Source organism: Sulfurospirillum multivorans DSM 12446 (assembly GCF_000568815.1).
Taxonomy (GTDB): Bacteria; Campylobacterota; Campylobacteria; order Campylobacterales; family Sulfurospirillaceae; genus Sulfurospirillum; species Sulfurospirillum multivorans.
In genome coordinates this window covers 2,632,201-2,648,209 of record NZ_CP007201.1, presented here as the reverse complement: position 1 = coordinate 2,648,209, position 16,009 = coordinate 2,632,201, and the positions used below count along the sequence as shown (strand labels likewise).

The 16,009-nt window shown below is 43.0% G+C and carries 20 protein-coding genes and 1 tRNA gene; 16 read left to right on the top strand and 5 right to left on the bottom strand.

From position 1 onward, the window contains the following. Positions 1-4: 4 nt before the first annotated feature. From SMUL_RS13735 to SMUL_RS13675, 13 genes are all read left to right on the top strand, one after another. Positions 5-787, top strand: coding sequence for a PepSY-associated TM helix domain-containing protein (locus tag SMUL_RS13735; protein WP_025345828.1), 783 nt, complete (start codon positions 5-7; stop codon positions 785-787). Next, the gene (locus SMUL_RS13730; RefSeq protein ID WP_025345827.1) at positions 708-1,565 is read left to right on the top strand and encodes a PepSY domain-containing protein; all 858 of its coding nucleotides are present in this window, start codon (positions 708-710) and stop codon (positions 1,563-1,565) included. The genes SMUL_RS13735 and SMUL_RS13730 overlap by 80 nt, the downstream gene beginning before the upstream one ends. Continuing rightward, positions 1,555-2,007, top strand: a complete 453-nt coding sequence (locus SMUL_RS13725; protein WP_025345826.1) for a hypothetical protein — start codon at positions 1,555-1,557, stop codon at positions 2,005-2,007. The genes SMUL_RS13730 and SMUL_RS13725 overlap by 11 nt, the downstream gene beginning before the upstream one ends. Positions 2,008-2,092: 85 nt before the next feature. After that, entirely contained in the window at positions 2,093-3,214 is a 1,122-nt protein-coding gene (locus SMUL_RS13720) for an Opr family porin (protein WP_025345825.1), read from the top strand. A 9-nt stretch (positions 3,215-3,223) separates the two neighbouring features. Beyond that, entirely contained in the window at positions 3,224-3,718 is a 495-nt protein-coding gene (locus SMUL_RS13715; protein WP_025345824.1) for a Fur family transcriptional regulator, read from the top strand. Further along, a complete protein-coding gene (locus SMUL_RS13710) occupies positions 3,699-5,873 on the top strand; it encodes a heavy metal translocating P-type ATPase (RefSeq protein WP_025345823.1) in 2,175 nt (724 codons plus the stop codon). The genes SMUL_RS13715 and SMUL_RS13710 overlap by 20 nt, the downstream gene beginning before the upstream one ends. Positions 5,874-5,932: 59 nt before the next feature. Continuing rightward, positions 5,933-6,250, top strand: coding sequence for an HMA2 domain-containing protein (locus SMUL_RS13705; protein WP_025345822.1), 318 nt, complete (start codon positions 5,933-5,935; stop codon positions 6,248-6,250). A 1-nt stretch (position 6,251) separates the two neighbouring features. Further along, positions 6,252-6,923 (top strand): ferritin-like domain-containing protein, encoded by a 672-nt coding sequence (locus tag SMUL_RS16805; RefSeq protein WP_051492704.1) that lies wholly within the window; start codon positions 6,252-6,254, stop codon positions 6,921-6,923. Positions 6,924-6,953: 30 nt separating this feature from the next. Continuing rightward, positions 6,954-7,160 (top strand): hypothetical protein, encoded by a 207-nt coding sequence (locus tag SMUL_RS13695; RefSeq protein WP_025345820.1) that lies wholly within the window; start codon positions 6,954-6,956, stop codon positions 7,158-7,160. Beyond that, positions 7,157-7,516 (top strand): hypothetical protein, encoded by a 360-nt coding sequence (locus SMUL_RS13690; RefSeq protein ID WP_025345819.1) that lies wholly within the window; start codon positions 7,157-7,159, stop codon positions 7,514-7,516. Before SMUL_RS13695 ends, SMUL_RS13690 begins: the two co-directional genes overlap by 4 nt. Further along, a complete protein-coding gene (locus tag SMUL_RS13685; protein WP_025345818.1) occupies positions 7,516-7,818 on the top strand; it encodes a hypothetical protein in 303 nt (100 codons plus the stop codon). The genes SMUL_RS13690 and SMUL_RS13685 overlap by 1 nt, the downstream gene beginning before the upstream one ends. A gap of 4 nt (positions 7,819-7,822) precedes the next feature. Beyond that, entirely contained in the window at positions 7,823-9,922 is a 2,100-nt protein-coding gene (locus SMUL_RS13680; protein ID WP_025345817.1) for a heavy metal translocating P-type ATPase, read from the top strand. 129 nt (positions 9,923-10,051) lie between these two features. After that, complete coding sequence (locus SMUL_RS13675) at positions 10,052-10,390, top strand: hypothetical protein (RefSeq protein ID WP_223809716.1); 339 nt, start codon at positions 10,052-10,054, stop codon at positions 10,388-10,390. Between the two features lie 9 nt (positions 10,391-10,399). Here SMUL_RS13675 and SMUL_RS13670 read toward each other — a convergent pair whose 3' ends face one another. Then, positions 10,400-11,032 (bottom strand): cytidylate kinase-like family protein, encoded by a 633-nt coding sequence (locus SMUL_RS13670; protein ID WP_025345815.1) that lies wholly within the window; start codon positions 11,030-11,032, stop codon positions 10,400-10,402. A gap of 364 nt (positions 11,033-11,396) precedes the next feature. Between SMUL_RS13670 and SMUL_RS13665 the strand changes: the two genes are divergently transcribed. Both SMUL_RS13665 and SMUL_RS13660 read left to right on the top strand, forming a co-directional pair. Then, a complete protein-coding gene (locus SMUL_RS13665) occupies positions 11,397-11,660 on the top strand; it encodes a hypothetical protein (RefSeq protein ID WP_025345814.1) in 264 nt (87 codons plus the stop codon). Between the two features lie 71 nt (positions 11,661-11,731). Continuing rightward, entirely contained in the window at positions 11,732-12,226 is a 495-nt protein-coding gene (locus tag SMUL_RS13660; RefSeq protein WP_025345813.1) for a hypothetical protein, read from the top strand. A gap of 199 nt (positions 12,227-12,425) precedes the next feature. Here SMUL_RS13660 and istB read toward each other — a convergent pair whose 3' ends face one another. From istB to SMUL_RS13640, 4 genes are all read right to left on the bottom strand, one after another. Then, on the bottom strand, positions 12,426-13,244 hold the full coding sequence (gene istB, locus SMUL_RS13655; RefSeq protein ID WP_025343253.1) for an IS21-like element helper ATPase IstB: 819 nt from the start codon (positions 13,242-13,244) through the stop codon (positions 12,426-12,428). Further along, on the bottom strand, positions 13,235-14,323 hold the full coding sequence (istA, locus tag SMUL_RS13650) for an IS21 family transposase (RefSeq protein WP_168156756.1): 1,089 nt from the start codon (positions 14,321-14,323) through the stop codon (positions 13,235-13,237). The genes istB and istA overlap by 10 nt, the downstream gene beginning before the upstream one ends. A gap of 472 nt (positions 14,324-14,795) precedes the next feature. Further along, positions 14,796-14,871, bottom strand: a tRNA-Ala gene (locus SMUL_RS13645). A 49-nt stretch (positions 14,872-14,920) separates the two neighbouring features. Then, on the bottom strand, positions 14,921-15,439 hold the full coding sequence (locus SMUL_RS13640; RefSeq protein ID WP_025345812.1) for a J domain-containing protein: 519 nt from the start codon (positions 15,437-15,439) through the stop codon (positions 14,921-14,923). A gap of 183 nt (positions 15,440-15,622) precedes the next feature. Between SMUL_RS13640 and SMUL_RS13635 the strand changes: the two genes are divergently transcribed. Then, positions 15,623-16,009, top strand: a complete 387-nt coding sequence (locus SMUL_RS13635; RefSeq protein WP_025345811.1) for a response regulator — start codon at positions 15,623-15,625, stop codon at positions 16,007-16,009.

Here is a 16,009-nt window from a genome sequence, read left to right as displayed (position 1 = left end):
TTTCATGCTTTCAAAAACACTACGGTTTAAATTCCTACACCGCTCGCACACGATCATCGGACTCGTGGTACTTTTCCTTTTTTACATGAGCACCTACTTTGGAACGCTCACCTTTTTTATGCCCTATCTTAAAGTGTGGGAGTCGCCATCGCGCCATTTTGTTCCTTTGTCAGAGCATGCGTTTAACATCGATCTTCTTTTGGGCGAGCTGTTAGAAAAACAGCACCTTTTGGGCTTAAAACCCGTTGACATCACCCTTCCAAGCTTTCGCGATCCGCTTTTGAAACTCTCGTCTGAGTCTCAAAATAGCCTCTACCTTAACCCCCTCACCAACGAAGTGATCAAACTCTCCAAAGAGGAGAATTTGATTTCCACTTTTTTTAACGAGTTGCATACGGGCGTGGTGATTCCACTCATCGGTATGCCGCTGATGGGCATCATGAGCATCGGCATCGTGTTCTTAACCTTGGGCGGTTTTTGGCTCTACCTTTATAAGCGCACGCAGACAAAGAGGCCAAAAGAGGGGTGGAAAAGCAGGTGGCTTTCGTGGCATAAAATCGTGGGGCTTGGGATCATTCCTTACGCGCTTGTGTTTGCCTGCACGGGAGCTTTTTTGGGCTTAATGCTCTCTTATTCTCACCCTTTTGCTTGGAGTGCAAGCAGCAAAGAGGAGAGCTCTATGCGCAAACTCGTAAGCCCCATCATCTTTGCACAACCCGTTTATAAAAGCTCTGAAACCAAGGCAATTATGCTTTCCTTTTTCAACGCTTCAAACCATTGCGAATGAGCACTATCCAAGCCTAGCGATTACCAACGCAACGCTCTATCATTATGGAACCGACGCGGCAAAAGTACGCTTTCGTGGGTTCGATAAAAACAGTGTGGCACAATCAGGGCGGATCAATCGGCTTAGCATCACCCTTGATGCGAGAAATGGTGCCGTGGTGGAAAAGCGTGGTTTGGAAAATATGCATGGCATCAACCAAGCGCTTTCCCTTTTTTACTACCTTCACTTTGTGCCTGATGAGACGCTAGGCGTGCGCATTGTTTTAGCCTGTTTTGGTGTCGCGCTAGCGTTTTGTTTGGCAACAGGCTATCTTTTGTGGGCGGAGAAAAATCTGCATCAAAAAGGGTGGCTAGGGGATCTTACGAACCGTGTTAGCATCGCAGTGCTGATCGGCATTTTGCCTAGCAGTGCGCTGGTGCTTTTTTTGCAGTGGCTTTTAGCGTTTGATCTTTTCGATAAAGAGGTGTGGATACGAGGTGCTTTTTATGCGTTTTGGTCGTTTTGGCTCTTTTACACGGTGTTTGAGCGCTCCATTGTTACGATCATTGGACGTATGCTGAAAGCGACCTCGTGGCTTTTGGTGCTTGCCGTGCTGTTTCATGGGCTTAAAAGTGGGTTTTTCATCTGGGATAGTTTTGAAAAAGGGGCATGGACGCTTTTTGGCATGGATGCCATGTTTTTAATCAGCGCCTTGCTCTGTTTCGTGTTGGCAAAAGCGGTTGATAAAAAAGAGCTTTTTTACCGTTATGAGCGCAAAGGAATCTTTGATGGGTATTAAACTGTGGTTCATTATGCTTTTAGCGACACACCTTTGGGCGCATAAAATTGAAGGAATTACTCTTCTGCTCACGCCTCTTGAAAACGACACGATTGCAATCGAAGGCAAGATGAAAGGTTCTGGAAAAAAACTCGAAGGCAACAAAGTCGCACTCATCTCTATGATCGACAAGCGCGTGCTTTTAGAGCTCTTTTTAGAGGCGGGGAAACCTTTACATGTAAAGATTCCGCAGGAGTCCTATTGGGTTTATCTCTACGTGGGTGATCAGGACGTCGTGGAAGAGGGACCTGCTCCACAAAATGGCTTTCAAAAGGTAGCGACGTCGCAAAAAGAGAGAGCATTTCGCACGATGGGGTTCGCCTCCTTTGGGTTTTTCGCACTCTTTCTTGGGACAAGCGGTTATAGAGTTTATGGCTATCGCAAACGCAAAGTACCGAGATAAATATTTGATAATAAGTATCATGTTATAAAATATTAAGCTCCTTTCGCTATGATTCGATAATAGTTATCATCATAAAGGAGCATGGATGAAAATACATTTTTCACGTATTGTCGCGGCGGTTGTTTTGGGGAGTTCACTGGGTTTTGCTGCAGAAGCAACCACTTTAGAAGAGGTTTTCACACAAGGTGAACTTACAGGAACCGTGGGCTGGTTTGGCGTTAATAACGATCGTAAAGGCGGCAGCGTCGATGATGGTTTTTCCAATGGCTATTTGAATGTGGGTTTTGTTACCGCACCTTATAATGGTGTAAGCCTAGGTGTTTCGGGTTGGGGCAGTGTGAAAACCAGCGAGAAAAACGATGACGATTTCAAAAATGCCATCGCTGATCGCAGCGCACTTTCTGAAGCGTACATCAAAGTGGAGCACGAAGGTTTAGGTGCGCTTGTTCTGGGTCGCCAAGCGGTGGACTTTAACTGGTTAACGGATTACGTCGATGGTGTCAGCGCTGAAATCACTGCGGTGGAAAACTTAGTGCTCAGCATGGCATGGGCACGCAGACAAGCGGTCATTGACATCGATGAAATTTCGGAATCTTTTACCAAAATGAACGGCAATGATGGCATCTACATGCTCGAAGCCAAATACACACCGATCGAGGCTTTGGAGCTTAATCCGTATCTTTATTACGGGAGTGACCTTTTAAGCGCGTATGGTTTGAAAGCAACACTGAGCCTAGAGCCAAGTGAAGAGGTCAAAACCACAACGATGGCGCATTATGTGAGTGTAAGTAGCGATGTGGTCGATGTCAAAGATGGCTCTTTTATGCAGTTGGAACAAGGTGTGGAAGTTGCAGGATTCAACCTCGGTCTTGGTTACATGAAAACCGATAAAGACGGAACAGGTGGCATTGAGTCATTTGGCGATCAATCTCCGTTTGAAGAGGGAAATTATGTCTTTGCAACCGATGCAAAAACACCGTATGTTCGCGCCGAATACGAACTTGAAGGGGTCAAACTCTCTGCACTGTATGGTCAAACCAAGTATGAAGACGCAGGTTTAAAATTCAAAGAAAAAGAGCTTGATGTAAGCGTTGGTTATGAGATCGTTAAAAACCTTGAAGCCTCTTTGATCTACGTGAACATTGACAACGATGATAACGCTCAAAGTTACGATGCTTTTAAAGCGCACATCGCTTATACTTTTTAAGGAAAGCGGTTGTCAGCGAACCTTTTAGAAGAGCAAGAGAATTTTTGCTCTTCTTCGTTTGAACACTTTTACACCCATTTTTTAAAACTGACTGCCAAAGCAGGGATTCGCCATTCGGCAAAACGTGAGCTTCTGCTTCGAGCACTCTATGAGTGCGATGTTTACATGAGTGCTGAACAGATCCATCAGCTGCTTTACACGAAGCAGTGCATGCGGATTTCGCTTGCCACCATTTATAAAATTCTGGCGTTTTTTGAGAGCCTTGATATGGTCAGTACGGTGCTGAGCTACCCTTCAAAGATGAAAAAATACAAACTAAAACGCGCCGTGCATCATGACCACTTGGTCTGCCTCACCTGTGGTGCCATCATCCGTTTTTGCGACACGGCTATCGAAGCGGAACAAGACGAAATACTCGCCTCCCATAAATTTACAGGAACCCATCATACGCTCACATTGTATGGTGTATGCGAAAGGTGCCACAATGCTCAAAATAGCCATTAAAAGCCACGTTCAAGGTCGCGTTAGAATCAAATCAGAGTACTTTAGCTCAGCAAACGAAGCGCAACTCTTCACCTTGCTTCAGCCCTTCGTTCAAGAATTTCGACACAATGCTCTTGCTCGTTCACTGATTTTAGTCTATGATCACACCCAAACAAGCCTCGAAGCTCTTTTAGCGCTGATTTCCAATCACTTCAATTTAAAATTACCCCCATCAACGACGGTTACAGTGTTAGAAGAGAGCTATTGTCCTTCCTGTACCAGCTGTTCGCGTTGTGAAGTCGCCGCGAAACATCCTCAGACGTGGAGACACAAACTCATCACTTTTGGCGTGCTCTCAGGCTACGCGCTGTACCTGTTTATCAAAGAGACGCTTTTGGGCATCGTCGTAGTGGCTAGCCCTTTTTCTCTAACTGCCGCCGTTGCTTTATTTGCGGCGATTCCACTGCTTCAAGAAGCTTACAGCGATGTTAAAGCCAAACGTTTTACGCTTCAATCGTTTATGGCATTTTCACTCATCGCTGCGATCTTTGGGGGCGAAGTGATGGCAGCATTTGAGATCATCTATATTTTACGTGGCGGCATGCTTTTAGAAGAGTACACCGCCGAAAAATCCAAACGACAGATTCACAATTTGATCGCTTTGGAGATGAAAAAAGCGTATGTTTTAGTCGATGATGTCGAATTGGAAGTGGATTTAGAGAGCATCAAAGAGGGCGATATTGTGGTTTCTAGAAGTGGTGAGAAAATTCCCGTTGATGGCGAAATCATCGACGGCAAAGCCGAGATCGACGAAGCTTCCATCAATGGGCGCAGTGAGCCTGCTTTTAAAGAAAAAGGCGATGTGGTGTATGCCAATACGCTGTTGCATCGTGGACGCATCTACATTCGGGTGAGTGCCATTGGGGAAAATACCTATCTCTCCCGTGTCATCGCCAAAGTCGAAGCCTCTTTAGCCCTCAAATCACCGAGTGAACTCTCCGCCGATCGTTTGGCGGCAAAACTGCTTAAATTAGGAACGTTCTTAACGGGTGCTACCTTCTTGGTGACAGGTTCATGGCTGCGAGCCTTTTCGGTGATGATCGTCATGTCCTGCCCGTGCGCAACGATTTTGGCGGCGAGTACGGCGATTAGTGCGGGGATTGCCAGAGGTGCGAAGCAGGGTATTCTCATCAAAGGGGGCGAGAGTTTGGAGCTGGTCGCGCAAAGTGAAGCGTTCTGTTTTGATAAAACAGGCACACTCACCACCGGTCAACCTCGCCTTGTTGAGACGCATCTACACAAAGGGGTGAGTTTGGAAGAACTTATCACTTACGCAGCACGCGCAGAACAGCGCAATCACCATCCTATCGCAGAAGCCATCCTCAAAGAAGCGAAGCATTTGGGCATTACATGTAACGATGAAGAGCCAAGTGAAATCCTTCCTGGACTAGGGGTAAAACTGGTGCATCAAGGCACAGTGATCTTGGTTGGAAATGCCAAATTACTCACTCAAAATAGCGTTAATGTGACCGCATTGCACCGTGTTGCACAACGCCATTTGGAACTGGGGCAAACGGTTGTTTACGTGAGTGTGGGCACAAACGTCTTAGGCTGTATGGCGTTTGAACACGAGGTGCGCGAGGGCACGCAAGCGATGCTTGAAGGGCTTAAAGCACGAGGGGTTAAACATCTGGTACTGCTTACGGGCGATGAAGTAAAAGTCGCGCATGCTTTTGGTGAAAAATACGGTTTTGATGAGATCTACGCCAACGTGATGCCCGAAGAAAAAGCGGACGTCATCAAAGCGCTCAAAGCCAAATACCGCCGCGTTGTGATGGTGGGCGATGGCATTAACGATACGATTGCGATGAGTGTGTCTGATGTCGCGATCTCTTTTGCGAGCGGTGGCAGTGAAGCCGCCATTGAAGTCTCCAATATCGCGATTACAAACAGTAACCCTCGTGATATTCTCAAGCTCTATGACCTCTCCTCTCAAAGCTTACATGTAATCGCTCAAAACTACTGGATCGGCACTTCCACCAACCTAGCCTCTGTTGCATTTGCCGCCTTTGGAGCACTCTCTCCTGTGATGGCAGGAGCGATGCACATCGCCCATACCGTTGGCATCATGGCAAACTCTTCCCGCATAGCTTGGGGCATTGATAATAATTCTTAAAAAATATTAAGCTAATATTTATTCTTCCCACCTTACAATGTAATTATCAAAGGAAAGTTATGAACGTTACAGCAGAAAAACTTGTTGAACTTGGAAGCTATTTTTCCATTGTTCATCACATCAAAGGGCGTATTCGTTTGCGCGTGAGTCCTAAGATTAAAGAGCATAAGCATCACGTCGGTATTGAAGACATCGAAGCATTGCCTGCTCGCATTAATGGCATCAAATCGATTAAGATTAACAAAATGATTGGCTCTTTAACGATCGAGTATGACTCCGCTATTTTTCCCGATCATTTGTGGGAAAATTTAGTCAAAGGCGAAAAGCTCGATGAAATTATAACGATCATAGACCAACTCGCAAAGGAGATTGTCTGATATGAAAGTAACCCCACCCGTGCACGAAAACAAAGCGCTAGAAGAGGCGCTACAACGCGCGTTTGATGATGAAGTCAAAGCGTATGAGACGTACAGTGCGGTCATTGAAAAATTTGGCGCTGTTACACCTTTTGTCAATATCATTCAAGCCGAACAGACCCACCAAAAAGCCCTTTTAGCCGTTGCATCGGCGCATAACATCGCACTTACGACTACTGTGCCAGAGAGGATTACGCTTCCTAGCACCCTTCGTGAATGTTATGAACTAGGTGTCGCCGCAGAGATTCAAAATATCCAGCTTTACGATGAACTTCTTTTACATGTAAACGAATATCCAGAGGTTCAAGATGTTTTTTACAGGCTTCAAGCCGCTTCATACAATAACCATTTACCCGCGTTTCGAAACGCCGTGACATCCTATGCTTCCTCCACTGCTGCACCAGAGTCGATGGCGGCACTTGAAGGCATGATGGGACAATGGGGCGAACTCAGCCAAATGGCACAAAAAATTGCCAAAGGTGAGATCAACCAAGAGGAGATCACTAAGCTCTTAAGCACCAATTTTTCGTTTATCGCAGGAGCCCTCATCGGCGCTGTGGGAGCAAGTGTACTCGGCGGCATCATCGCCCCTGATGAAGAGACCACGACAGAAGATGAAAAACCAGAAGCCTAAGCTTTGAAAGATCAATTTAAGGAGAAAACAATGTTGCCATTTATCGTAGGTGCCCTTGCAGGTGCCGCAGCCGTTATCGCATTTAGTAAGAAAAAAGAGCTTAAAGAGGGCATCGAGCAAGGTGTCTGTAAAGCTAAAGAGGTCGCTGAAGAAGTGAAGAAAAGTGTGGATGGAACCATTGAGTGTATCAAGTCTAAAAAAGCTTTACATGTAACGACAAAAGAGGAGGCAAAATGACGCCTAAAATCGCGATTAATACAGGAACGCCTCGTAGTGTTAGTGGGCATGTCATTAGTGGTGCGTTGGCGGCTGGTATGGTTGCAACCGCCCTTTCGTACAGCAAATATAAACAAGCAGAGCTGAGCAAAGAAGATGCGATTAAACAGAGCCTCAAACTCACCGTTCAAGGTGGCATCGCTACAGGCAGTGCGATTGCAGCTGCCAATGCGCTTGGAAGAAGCAGCTGGGTAGGGCTTTTAGGCGCTTTATCGGTCGGCGTTGCAGGTATTTACGGTGTTGAAAAACTTTACAGCAAATCATGTGCATGCACACACATCATGGATGCACTAATTACAGAAGAGGAAGCGAACTAATGGAGCTATTAAATTCACTGGACAAAAACCCTTACATCGGAAGCGAAGCCGCCAACGAAGCTAAAAATGATGGCGGAATGTTGAGCAATCCTGAGCATTTTTTTGGCGCCTTTAACACCAAACAGTTCGTGATCGGCGCACTGATTGGAGCAGTAGGTGCGTATGTATTGACCAATGAAAAAGCGCAAAAAAATCTTTTCAAAACGATTGCCAAAGGCACTGAAATGTTCCAAGCAGGCATCGAAGAGATGAAAGAGCGTTTTGAAGATGCTAAAGCTGAGTTAGCGGCTAAAGAAGCGTAACTTTATGCACAAAACACGCCTGATTCACCAAACGTCCCAGCGACTGCGTTATGTAACTCCTGCGCTTAAGCAGATCAATACGCATAGTCTTACCACGGATTTGAAGGTCATCGCGGGTGTGCGTGAGGTTCGTATCAATTCTAAAATTGGCTCGGTTGTTTTTGAGGGTGAAAACCTGAACGCCGAAGCGCTTTTAGCACACCTTCAAACGATTGATATTTCAAAATATCAAATCTGTGATGCCTCGATAAACGCGTGTTTTAATGACCACGACGAGGGTCCAAGCCTCAAAGGCATTGTGCGCTCAAGTATGGCACTAGCCTTTCAGCCATTCATTCCTCAGCCCAAGATTAAGTTAGCCGTGAGTACCCTTGCAAGTTTACCCCTTTTAAAAGAGGGAATGATTGAGCTTTTTAGCGAAGGGTTAACCTCTAAAGTCCTCGAAGCGATGGCGGTCGGTGTCTCTTTAGCCCGTCGTGATTACGCCGCGGCCAATAGTACGAATCTGATGCTTGAAATCGGTGAATACATCGAAGAGACCACGGTACACAAAAGCGATGATCTCATCAAAGAACTCGCCAAACCTAATGTGGACGAGGCGTGGGTCGAAGTTGAAGAGAACGGGAAATGCACGGAAAAACGTATCAGTACCTCTGAGGTTAAAGTCGGCGACATCGTCATTGTAGGTGCTGGAGATACGATTCCGATTGATGGGCATATCATCGATGGAACCGCGTCGATCAATCAAGTTTCGATGACGGGCGAAGCAGAGCCTGTGAAAAAAGAGCGCGGTGGACGGGTTATCTCAGGTACCATTGTCGAAGCAGGGCGTATTCGCATCTGGGCGGAGCAAGTAGGCGATGACACGGCAACGCAACGCATCAGACACTACATCAAAAGCTCCCTCGATGAAAAGTCAGCCATTGGTCTTAAAGCCACGCACTTAGCCGATAAACTCGTTCCCATTACCTTAGGAATGGCAGGACTTTCGTATCTGATACGTCGTGATATGGCAAGTGTTGCGGCAGTTTTGCAAGCAGACTACTCGTGTGCGCTCAAACTCGCCACACCCGTTGCGTTTAAAAATTCGCTCTCCATTGCAGGGCATCATGGCATCCTCATCAAAGGGGCAAAAGCACTCGAAGCGCTTTCGCATGTCGATACGTTTATTTTCGATAAAACGGGCACGCTGACGCACGGTGAGCTCGAAGTGGTCGAGATTTATTCGTTCGATAAAGCGTGGAGTAAAGATGCGATTTTAAATCTCACGGCAAGTGCCGAAGAGCACTATTTCCACCCTGTCGCTGAAGCCGTCGTCAAAGCGGCGAAAGAGCGTGGATTTGTGCACATGCACCATGAAGAGGTTGAGTTTATCGTAGCGCACGGCGTTCGCACACAGATCAACGGCAAAGAGGCGATCATCGGAAGTCGTCACTTCTTGGAAGAAGATGAGCAGGTCTCTTTTAGCGAACACGAAGCTAAGATCGAAAAGTGTTTGGAAAATGGCAAAATTTTGCTCTATATCGCGTATGATAACAAGCTTTTAGGCACCATTGGTATGGTTGATCGTGTACGCGCCAATGCCAAAGAAGCCCTTTTGAAACTAAGAAAATTAGGGGCAAAAGAGATCGTTATGCTTACAGGTGACGTGGAAGATAAAGCGCAAGCCTTAGCCAAAGAGCTGGGCATTGACACGGTGTATGCAAGACTGCTACCGACCGATAAATCCAACATCGTGCAAGCGCTCAAAGAGAGTGGCAAGCATGTCGCGTTTATAGGCGATGGCATCAATGACGCCCCCGCACTTATGAACGCCAATGTAGGCATTAGCATGTACAAAGGCGCTGACATCGCCAAAGCAACGGCAGATATTAGCTTGCTCAAAGATGACATCGATGCGGTTGTGGAAGCCAAAATCTTGGCGAATAAAACGATGGCGCGCATTCAGAGTAACTTTAACGCTACCGTTGGCATCAATAGTTTTATCTTAATGGGTGCGGCGGTGGGCTTACTCAGTCCTGTAAAAACAGCCTTTTTGCATAATGGAACGACGATTGGATTATTACTCAATTCCATGCAAAAAATTCGTATCGAAAAAAGCTAAGCTAAGTCTTAGGGGAGGGGTCATATAATTATGATAACTTATATCATAAAAGGATTTACATGCCTCTTCTCTTTCCCCTTGGAATTGCCGCGGTTTTAACCTTGGCGTTAACGTATGAGACAGGAAAAAATGCAAAAAGAAAATTTGACAAAAAAAGAGCTAAAACTACCAAGCTTTAAAACGTGGGACTTAGATACAAAAAAAGAGGTCGCAAAGATCGGTATGACCGCTTCAATGGCAATTGTGATCGGTACCTCTTTTGGGATGAAGTCTAAGATTATGAAAAATCTTCACATTGGTGCAGGTGTGGCGCTTGTTGGTTTTTCACTCTGGCACCACATGCTTTATCAGCCGTCTAAAAAAAGCAGTGTCAAAGTGGCACACAAAGCTGAAAGTACGAGTGAAACAGTCGTTGCCTCTGAAACGAAGCCTAAACGAATACGCAAACCAAAGCCAAAAGAGGCATAAGCCCCTCTTTTAGCGGTTTTGGTAACGCTCTATCGTCTGGCGAATCAGCGCAATGGCGCTGTCAATCCCTATTTTTGATGTGTTGACGCACAGATCGTACTGGCTTGCATCACTCCACGGTTTTTCTACTAAGAGCTGATGGTAACGCGCTCGCTCACCATCGCTTTGCTCGATCATTCTCTCCGCTTCTTTTCTCGAAACCTTGTAAAGCTCTTCGATACGTTTTTTGCGAAAAGCAGCGTCTGCATGTAAAAAAATACTCAGGTGATTGGGATTGTCACGCAAGATGTGTGAGCCACATCGCCCGATGATAATAGCAGAGCGATCTTTTGCAATTTGTTTGATAATCTTGGTCTCAACTTTAAAAATCGCCTCTTCCGTTGGTACAAAGAGTTGCGGTGGAAGGTAAACGTCAGGACTGCAAATGCTTGATTGAAAGAAGCATTGCCAAAATGAAGGGGTTTTTTCATCCAAAGATTCAAGGTCTTCCTCTACAAGAGAAAACTCTTTCGCCGCTTGCGTGATGATCTCTCGATCAACATAACTCATGCCCAGTTCTTTTGCCAATTTCTGTCCGATAAACGCACCACCACTTCCAATTTGGCGACTGATCGTGATGATCGTATGTGAAGGCTCTTTCATCTGCTATAACTCCTTAAAACAAATACTCGAAATAAGTATACTCCTTCGCAGGTCATAAAAAGAATAAGAAGCAAGAAATGTGCACCATTTAGGATCTATTTACCAATGGTTCATCTCTTGTTTAGACAAGAAGCCTATACTTTCATTACCAAGACAAAAACCTCCTTTTTGTGAATAATGTACCAATTTTTCATACAAAACGCTCGAATTGCCCGGTTCGAGCGTTTCCTTTTTTCTAAACTCCCCACATCCTTCTTTTTTTATCATAATTTTCTTCTAGCCTGTAATAATATTTGGCTATAATTGAATAGACTTCTTTCATGGATTGTGAAAAAAGCCTAACTATTAATCACAAAGAAGCACCGTGAAACTGATTCATTTTTCGGACACGCATTTTGGCTTTAACGATTTAGATACCCTCTCACGCGCAGGCATTCGCTCGTGCAATTTAAAACCTCAAATACATTTTACTCACATTAAAACCTTAATTTTAGAATATTACTTACTATTTTTCATAGCTATATTGAAAACATTGAGTGAAGTATTCAAAAGCCAAGATAAAAACCGTTGCAAAGAGATCTTAGAGGCATTTCATCCTATGAAAAACAATACAGGCAGAAAGCCATGAGATGGAGATAAAAGAGATATGCGAGAAGATTATGGAGTTGTAAGCATAAAAATATACGAGGACTAATTATCATGAATCAGAAAGCACCCCTAGCCATATCTGTAATTTCACATAAAAATTTTGAAAATAGGGAACAATACAATGAAATAATTTACTCAACTTTTTGTAAAGATTTAGAAGACTGGCTCAACAGAGGTATAAATATTCCTGTCTTTTTTTATGATAGCAATAGCATTAATATTAATAAAGATTCATATGAAAAAAATGTTGTTGTGATTTTGATTGATGATAAGCTTGTTCTTGATAATAAAACTAATGATTTGAGTTGTATTACTTCTAATGAAGAGCTTTCTATCGTATCTTTTGCCATATCAAAAAATGCATATAAATTAAGCACATATTTTAATGATAAAAATCTTGTTCAACTTTATGATTCAAAAAATGTGTTAGACACAATGATTTTAAATTTGGCTCATTTCATTTGTAAGTGTTTGACGGATAAGCAACAAAAAGTGTTTATAAGTCATGCTAAATTAGATGGAAACAACATTGCCCCTATTTTATGATAAATCTTGTTCACTTTATGATTCAAAAAATGTGTTAGACACAATGATTTTAAATTTGGCTCATTTCATTTGTAAGTGTTTGACGGATAAGCAACAAAAAGTGTTTATAAGTCATGCTAAATTAGATGGAAACAACATTGCTGTCAAGCGAAGCGCAGAAGTCGTCAGTTTTTAATGTAAGAAAGTTGCGAATTGAAACTTAAACCACCTCTGAATTTTGACCTTCTAGGTTTGAAGATTTAGCTTCAAACTTATAGATTTCTGAGTGTAAAACTCCTGTTAGTTTTTTCTCTTTAAGTCGGTAACTGTCTCCTTGAATATTGATGATATGTGAGTGATGTAATACTCTATCTAAAATAGCTGTTGTAACGATTTTATCCCCTGCAAATACTTGAACCCATTTACTGAATACCAAATTTGATGTAAAGATGGTGGAGCTTTTTTCATAGCGTTTAGAGATAATTTGAAAAAAGTGATTAGCTTCTTCTTTACTCATATTAAAGTATCCAATCTCATCGATAACAAGAACCGATGGGCTTGTGATGGATTTGAGAAAGCTATCGTATTTTTTCTCTTTTTTAGCTCTATTGGCACTGCTTAAGAGTTCACTGATGGTGGTAAATCTCACTTTGTAGCGATGTTGTACAGCTCTTAATGCTAGAGCAATAGCCAGATGGGTTTTACCCACACCGCTTTCACCTAAGAGGATGATATTCTCATGCTTCTTTACAAAGGTGAGATTGGATAACTCTTCAATCTGTTTTCTGTTTACGCCTACTGAGAAAGTGTAATCAAATTGCTCTAGGGTTTTAATAACGGGGAAGCCTGCAAGCTTTGTCAATGTGTTTTTGGAGCGTCCTAAGCGATTATCCACCTCTTGGCGTAAGAGTTCCTCAAGGAACTGAACATACTGCCAATTCTCTTTGGCTGCTGTTGTTGCTATCTCATGATAGTGTGTACTAATGGTGGAGAGATTCAGCTCTTTACAGAGTGCTTCAATGGATACAATTAATTCCATAATGCACCACCGTATAATCCAACTGGAAGAATAATATTGGCAACGATCGGGATAAACTCATCGTAGCATTGAATGTCACGATGGGGAATGTAGAGCTTATCGATGTCATGGTATGAATTGATTGGCGTATATTTTTTAGCTACACTTTCAATCAAAGCTTTAGGGTGGATTCCTTGATAGGCTTTAGGCACAGGACGCAGTTGCAGCTGCTCTTGTGCTAATAATTCAAATGGTATCTGTAATGTTGTTTGGTGGATGCGTTTATTGGCGGTATTATCCAACCATTTGAGCACTTCTGCATTCGCATTATCCAGCGTTAATGCATAATGCTTCATAGAAAGTCTCACTATCAATCCATTATGAAAGTTATACCGTAGATAATGGTTAAATCTCTCTACTTTTCCTTTGGTCTTGGCACGGTAGGGTTTGCAGACTTTGATGCTAAAGCCACAGTGTTTGGCAAAGTCCTCAAAGAGTGGATTGAGTTTATGTTTGCCTCTGCCATAACTATTCCGTCCTAAAATAACCGTTTTCATATTGTCATACAAACACTCCGTTGGAACACCTCCAAAGTAGCTAAAGGCATTCATATGGCATCCAATGAGCGTCTCTATCTTCTCATTATTGACATATTCCACATACGAAGCCCTAGAATATCCCATCGTTGCCACAAATGCTGATAAATTATCCTTTGGAAACTCTATCCAATCGACTTGCATCTGTTGGGCAGGTTTGGTTTCAAAGCGAATGATAGGTTCATCCAATTTGGCTCGACTTCTTAACTCATATCTTTGGATAACTTGCTGCAACCAACGCAAACTTCCCTCATAGCCTAGCTTCTTAATCTCTTCATAAATAACCGTTAAAGGGATTTCACTTTTCGTCGCTTCTGCCATCTCTAACATCTTGGCAATATGCGGTAGATAAGGATCAACACTATTGATGACAGGAGGTCGATTAATATGAGGAACATAATCATCAGGAAGATTGGCGTAACGCCTTACGGTATCTCTTGAAATACCTAACTTTCGTGCAATGGCACTCTTACTCAAACCCTCAGCTAAAAACTTCTTTATCATTTTAATTTCACCTTTTTTTAACACTCAACTCCTTTCCAGAAATTTGAAAATGGAGTTTAACCAATTTAACTTGGTTTCTTAAGGTTTTAAATCAAAATGCAACGTTCAAATTACATTTTCAACTGACGAGTTTAGCACTTCGTCTGACAAGAATTAAGTTTCCTTTCAAGGATATGATGATTAGAAGAAATTTTTGGGGCAATGAAGACGCGCAATAAGTAGTCGAAAAGCAGAGAAGCTGAATTAAGTTTCCTTTCAAGGATATGATGATTAGAAGAAATTTTTGGGGCAATGAAGACGCGCAATAAGTAGTCGAAAAGCAGAGAATGTCTCCTTCTTATAGAGATTTAGAAATAGTCAGTAAACTTAAAAGATACAAAAGACTGTTAATGAGATTAGGATATGGTTTGAAAGGTGCTTCATTTTTCTGAGGATACACATCGTGGTACATTTGAGAAAATGGCTTGAAGAATGGTGGAGCATAGCGGGATCGAACCGCTGACCTCGACGCTGCCAGCGTCGCGCTCTCCCAGCTGAGCTAATGCCCCACATAAAGTGGAAATGAGATTCTAACCAAGCGTAGCTTAAGAAAAGCTCTTACGCGGCGATCTTTTTTGTTTTTTCTGCTTTTATGCTCTCATACGCTTCATGAATCTGTTGAAATTTTGTTGTGGATGCTTTCACGGTTGTTGCATCTTCTTGGGCGATGGTATCGGGGTGGAACAGCTTTGCAAGGGTGAGGTATTTTTTGCGAATGGAGGCTAGACTCTCTGTCTTCTTAGCGTTGAGCAAGCCATAAGGATCTATTGGTACCTCTTTGAAAGGGCGAATCAACCTTTTTTTGACAAGCCGAATGGGTTTTTGGGAAGCGTGTAGGAGCTTTTCTAAGAATGAGGCATTGTGGGTTTTGGAGCTAAGGGCACAGGCGTAGTATAACGAGGTTAGAAATGCTTGACGTTGTTCACTGTTTTGAGGTGTAACGAAGTTAATAAGAGTATCATTGACCCAAAAGGATCGACCGAGTATATGCGTCAAAATATGGCTTACATGTAAATAGTGTGAAGAGTTCTCTGCAACGTGAATGGTAATGCTATCCGATTTGAGATGCAGTTTCATGATTCCTCCTTTGCTTAACGAATCTAAGCAAAATTGATTCCTTATTTAGTACCCTTTCTTCGTCGGTATTAACACTTTTTTAATATTCTTTAAATTATATTTTCAGGTAAAGCGAATATGACCGTAATGTGACCGTATTATATTTATGGTACGATGCATATCAATAATTAACAAGGAGATGATGTGAGTAAACGAGTCATTTTAGTGGATGATTCCAAGACGATTCTTGCAACAGCGCAGATGGCGCTTGAGGAGATGGTTAACAAAGGAATTATTCAGCTTGCTACGTATCTCAATCCTGCTGAATTACGCGATGCCCTTTTGAGGGGAAGCGAAGATTATGATCTTTTAATCAGTGACATCAACATGGCGCAAATGAGTGGACTTGATCTTGCGTCTGAATTAAAAGCCCATGATAAATTTAAAAATCGACCTATTTTAATTTTAACAACAGAAAGTTCTCCTGAGATGAAAGCTCGCGGTAAAGCCATCGGCGTTACAGGCTGGATGGTCAAACCTTTTAGCGATGACAAATTGGTCAAAGCGATTAGCATGGTATTGGGACTATAA